4 protein-coding genes and 1 tRNA gene are annotated in these 3,183 nt (G+C 42.0%); all 5 read right to left on the bottom strand.

Annotation, left to right across the window (positions count from 1 at the left end; translation table 11 throughout):
- Positions 1 to 67 precede the first annotated feature (67 nt).
- A complete protein-coding gene (locus T515_RS15905) occupies positions 68 to 295 on the bottom strand; it encodes a hypothetical protein (protein WP_036613455.1) in 228 nt (75 codons plus the stop codon).
- Between the two features lie 50 nt (positions 296 to 345).
- Positions 346 to 999 carry a metal-dependent hydrolase gene (locus tag T515_RS15900; RefSeq protein WP_036613452.1) on the bottom strand — a complete coding sequence of 218 codons (654 nt, stop codon included), beginning with the start codon at positions 997 to 999 and terminating at the stop codon, positions 346 to 348.
- 203 nt (positions 1,000 to 1,202) lie between these two features.
- A tRNA-Ser gene (locus T515_RS17515) sits at positions 1,203 to 1,290 on the bottom strand.
- Positions 1,291 to 1,539: 249 nt separating this feature from the next.
- A complete protein-coding gene (locus T515_RS15895) occupies positions 1,540 to 1,794 on the bottom strand; it encodes a helix-turn-helix domain-containing protein (RefSeq protein ID WP_036613450.1) in 255 nt (84 codons plus the stop codon).
- 43 nt (positions 1,795 to 1,837) lie between these two features.
- Positions 1,838 to 3,052, bottom strand: coding sequence for an RNA-splicing ligase RtcB (locus tag T515_RS15890; protein WP_036613447.1), 1,215 nt, complete (start codon positions 3,050 to 3,052; stop codon positions 1,838 to 1,840).
- Between the last annotated feature and the right edge of the window lie 131 nt (positions 3,053 to 3,183).

Here is a 3,183-nt window from a genome sequence, read left to right as displayed (position 1 = left end):
TACTTTGCCTGTTTATCATAGTCAGGTTCCCACATTTTCAATCACCTCTTCTTAACCGCTCTCAATCTCAATACTCTTTCTTTATTTCCTTAAGACCAAAAGCGTTTTTGAATGCTTCAATATCCTGTTCACCCTGTATGAGGATAACTTCATGGAAGACTCCTGTTTTTTTATCCTTAAAGCCTGCGACCTGCTCTCCAGTACAGATTGAAGAACGAATTACAGGGAATTCTTTTTCGGGATCATATTTATATTTCGGCATCTCCGGTTTTCTCTTTGGAAAAATATTGAACATATCCAAGACTCCTTTGTTGACTGAATACATCCATAATACCATACCCTGACTCACAAAAAACTTGCTAAAAGTCTTTCTATATCATCCAGGTTCCATATATATCCGGACGGGGACGTTAATGATGTGATATATGCTGCTGATACCATCATTCCCATAGTCATCAGCAATTCATTTATTACTCCACGTGAAGAACACAGTTTTAAGCTGAAACTTTTCTTCATAGGCCATAGTAACTTTTCACCACGTTTGTTGAGAAGATCTATCACAAGATGTGAGGCAAAGCCAATCGCAAAGTAAGGTGCTACTGTTGGAAATATCACATCAACACATGAAGTGAATAAAAAAAGTGCGAGAAATGAATGCATAAAGGATCTATGCGGCTGCTTCATACCAAAGATACATAGCCCGATAAATACTGAAAAGCCTAAAAGTATACGGTATATATTACTGTCGTTTATAAGTCTGTTATAGATTCCAAGGTGATAATGATATTCTCCAAGAACTACAGCTGCCAGAGCCAGGACACTGGACATTACTATCTTATCTGCTTCCTGATGTGCCTGTGAAGTTCCTGAATCAATATCACTGATAACACCTCCGATAGCAGCTGCTCCCATTCCAGGAACTAAAAGAGACTTCGTCTCCGGTCTTAATATAATAAGTGCTGTTGCAGCACCAACAAAAAAATGGGTCCGTCCAAGCATACTCGTGCCTCCTCCTTATGTTTATTCCCAGTTGCAATTACACGAAATACGCTCAAAGGTGCATATTTCAAACTTTTATCTTCAATTATTATACTCGTCATTACCGCATTTACAAGAACGTTAGTTTTTACAAATATTTTAACTTTAAACCCGATTTCAAAAAAAATAAGAGGGCAACTGCAAATCATCACCCTCTTTGATCACGTTTGCGGGTGGATTCGAACCACCGGTGCAGTATCACCGCACACCTCCTTAGCGGGGAGGCACCATCAGCCACTCGGACACGCAAACATACTTGGGTAGGTTGATACTCAAACTGACGCAGACCGAAGTCGCTGGATTTACATCCAGAATTTCCGTCATTTGACCTACCCATAGTGCTCATATCAGGGCGCATACCGTCCAGTGGACGGTAGCTTTGCGCCGACCGGATTGGAACGGAGATCGAACCTGAATCAATCGATTCGTAGTCGATTATTCTATCCTTTGAACTATACGAGCATGATGGGACCGGTCTTACCGATCCCTATTTTGTTTTCTTTAAGCGCTAATCTGCATTCTTACATCAGCTTCTACAATAATTATGTCATCCATAGATACTCCAAAGATCATCGCCAAGGCAACCAAGTTGTCAATTGTAGGCATCGCCGCACCATGCTGCCACTTGTAAATCGCCTGAGGAGTTGTAAACCCAAAGAAATCCTGCAAGTCCTTTACAGACAATCCTGCCTTCTGTCTCAACATTGATATATTTTGTCCTGTTGCCACCATATCGATGGCAGGTAAAGTAATCATTATGTCCTCCTGTTCCGGCACTCCGACCGGAACAGGTAGTTCGTTAGTCGGATGCCTTAAAATTGTAAATCGGTTTTAGCACTTCAATGACATCTACTGATTCTCTAATTACATCAATGATGTCTTCAAGACTCTTATATGCCATCGGTGCTTCGTCTAATGTATTCTCATTGATTGAAGTGGTGTATACACCCTTCATTGTTTCTCTGTACTCGTCCAGGCTGAGGCTGTTTTTTGCCTTTGTTCTGGACATAATTCGTCCGGCACCGTGTGGAGCTGAATAGTTCCACTCCGGATTCCCTTTACCAACTGCAAGTACACTTCCATCCCTCATATTAATTGGGATCAGTACTTTTTCACCTTCATGGGCAGCTATAGCGCCCTTTCGTAAAATCATTTCATCTGTATCAATATAATTATGAATGGTGTGGAAGCTCTCACCTGCCGTCATACCGGTTCTTTCAAGTAAAATCTCTGCCATCTTTTCCCGGCTTCGTTTAGCGAATGCCTGACAGATTTCTACATCTTGAATGTAATCCTCCAGGTATTTTCCCTCCAGATAGCAAAGATCCTCCGGCATACTGGCTTCACTCTCATAAACCTGCCAATGGAGCTGTTTTAACGCCTCTTGTATTTCATTCTTACGTCCCTGCTCCTTGTAGGTTCTGATGATTTCATCACGTTTCTCCAAGTACTCTCCGTAACCTCGGTTCAGATTGATTGCAAGTTTCTGATAATGCTCTGCCACCTGTTTTCCAAGATTTCTGGAACCGGAATGTATAACCAGATATTTAGTTCTGTCCGCAGATTCATCAATCTCTATAAAATGATTTCCTCCTCCCAGAGTTCCAAGAGATCTTTCCAATCGTTTTGTATCCTTAAGTTCCCTATAGCATGCAAGCCCAGAAAGATCAAATCTCTCCTGGCGACCTTCCCATACATTCATACCTGACGGAATGAAATGTGTAGCTTCATCTATTTTTTCAAAATCAATATCGCCTTTTCCAAGATTTACTGTATACATTCCGCATCCGATATCGACGCCAACCATGTTAGGAATTGCCTTATCAGTTATTGTCATTGTGGTTCCTATGGTACATCCCTTACCTGCATGAACATCCGGCATGATTCGAATCTTGGAACCCTCAGTCATTGTATAATCACACATACGTCTGATCTGCTCGATTGCTTCATCCTCGACAACTCTGGCGTAGCAGATTGCTGTATTTACTTTTCCTTTAATCTCTAATACGTCCATTGTCATTTCCTTTCTCTCAATACATTATGCCCCGCAGGTCGCACGACGTCCGGTGGACGTCGGCTTTGCGACGACCGAAGCGGAGCGGAGACCTCGAACCCCCGACCATCGGATTAAAAGTCCGGTGCTCT

The sequence above is a fragment of the Oribacterium sp. P6A1 genome, from assembly GCF_000702885.1.
Classification (GTDB): domain Bacteria; phylum Bacillota; class Clostridia; order Lachnospirales; family Lachnospiraceae; genus Oribacterium.
This window is presented reverse-complemented; position numbering and strand designations above follow the sequence as displayed.

Excerpts from the sequence above, each read along its gene's own strand:
- T515_RS15900 (WP_036613452.1), bottom strand. The coding sequence starts at position 999 with ATGCTTGGACGGACCCATTTTTTTGTTGGTGCTGCAACAGCACTTATT.
- T515_RS15890 (WP_036613447.1), bottom strand. The coding sequence starts at position 3,052 with ATGGACGTATTAGAGATTAAAGGAAAAGTAAATACAGCAATCTGCTAC.
- T515_RS15895 (WP_036613450.1), bottom strand. The coding sequence starts at position 1,794 with ATGATTACTTTACCTGCCATCGATATGGTGGCAACAGGACAAAATATA.
- T515_RS15905 (WP_036613455.1), bottom strand. The coding sequence starts at position 295 with ATGTTCAATATTTTTCCAAAGAGAAAACCGGAGATGCCGAAATATAAA.